Source organism: Collinsella sp. CLA-ER-H9, from assembly GCF_040092295.1.
Taxonomy (GTDB): domain Bacteria; phylum Actinomycetota; class Coriobacteriia; order Coriobacteriales; family Coriobacteriaceae; genus Collinsella.
Genome location: NZ_JBBNLV010000032.1, coordinates 1 through 1,603 on the forward strand (window position 1 = coordinate 1; position 1,603 = coordinate 1,603).

The window sequence follows — 1,603 nt, forward strand, 5'->3', positions numbered from 1 at the left end:
GTGGTCCTCGGTGTGGATCCAGTCGCGGACGTTCTCGCCCTTTCCGTAGAGCTTGGGGCGCACGCCGTCGACGATGTTGGTGATCTGCCTGGGGATGAACTTCTCAACGTGCTGGTAGGGGCCGTAGTTGTTGGAGCAGTTGGAGATCGTGGTGCGAAGCCCGTAGGTGCGGGTCCATGCGCGCACGAGCATGTCGGAGCTCGCCTTGGTCGAGCTGTACGGCGAGGACGGGTGGTACGGAGTCTCCTCGGTGAACTTGGCGGGGTCGTCGAGCGCCAGGTCGCCGTAGACCTCGTCGGTGGAGACGTGGTGGTAGCGGATGCCGTACTTCCTCACGGCCTCCAGCAGGCGGAAGGTGCCCTCGACGTTGGTGCGCAGGAACGGCTCGGGGTCGGCGATGGAGTTGTCGTTGTGGGACTCCGCGGCGTAGTGCACGATGGCGTCGTGGCCCGGTACCAGCCTGTCCAGCAGCTCCGCGTCGCAGATGTCGCCGACGACGAGCTCCACGCGGTCGGCGGGCAGACCGGCGATGTTCTCGGGGTTGCCGGCGTAGGTCAGCTTGTCCAGGACGGTGACGTGCACCCCAGGGTGGTTGTCGACCACGTAGTGCACGAAGTTGCTGCCGATGAAGCCGCAGCCGCCCGTGACGATGATGTTCTTGGGGGAGAAGGTCTCCTCTGCCATGTTCTTATCTCCTCGGTTCCTAGTACTCGCGCGGGCTGTTGACGATCTCGCCGGCGGCGACCTTCTTGAGGTGCCGGCCGTAGACCGACTTGCCGTAGGCCTCGGCGGCCTGCTTGAGCCCCTCGGTGGTGATCCAGCCGTTCTCCCAGGCGATCTCCTCGGGGACCGAGACCGGCAGGTCCTGGGAGTGCTCCACGGCGCGGACGAACTCCGCCGCCTCGTGCAGGCTCTCCATGGTGCCGGTGTCCAGCCACGCGTAGCCGCGGCCGAGGGTCACCACGGAGAGCGTCCCCTCCTCCAGGTACATCTGGTTGAGCGTGGTGATCTCCAGCTCGCCGCGGGCGGACGGCTCCACCTCATGCGCCTTGGCGGCGACGTCGCCCGGGTAGAAGTACAGGCCGGTGACGGCGTAGGAGCTCTTGGGGCGCTCGGGCTTCTCCTCGATGGAGACGGCCCTCCCCTCGCGGTCGAACTCCACGACGCCGAAGCGCTCGGGGTCGTCCACGTGGTAGCCGAACACCGTGGCGCGCCCCGACTCGGCGTTCTGGACGGCGCGCGTCAGGTGGCGCGACAGGCCGTTGCCGTAGAAGATGTTGTCGCCGAGCACCAGCGCGCACGGCTCGCCGGCGATGAACTCCTCGCCGATGGTGAAGGCCTGCGCCAGGCCGTCCGGGCTCGGCTGCTCGGCGTAGGACAGGTTCACGCCGTAGCGCGAGCCGTCCCCGAGCAGGCGCTCGAAGTTGGGGAGGTCGGTCGGCGTGGAGATGACCAGGATGTCCCGGATGCCCGCCAGCATGAGTGTGCTGAGCGGGTAGTAGATCATGGGCTTGTCGTAGACCGGCAGCAGCTGCTTGGAGGTCACGAGCGTGAGCGGGTACAGGCGCGTGCCGGACCCGCCGGCGAGGATGATGCCTTTCAT

The 1,603-nt window shown here is 67.2% G+C and carries 2 protein-coding genes; both read right to left on the minus strand.

Features of this window, described 5'->3' with window-relative positions; genetic code table 11:
- On the minus strand, positions 1 to 684 hold a 684-nt coding region (locus AAAX73_RS09665), incomplete at its 3' end, for a GDP-mannose 4,6-dehydratase (protein ID WP_349125774.1).
- Between the two features lie 19 nt (positions 685 to 703).
- On the minus strand, positions 704 to 1,603 hold a 900-nt coding region (gene rfbA / locus AAAX73_RS09670), incomplete at its 5' end, for a glucose-1-phosphate thymidylyltransferase RfbA (protein ID WP_349125775.1).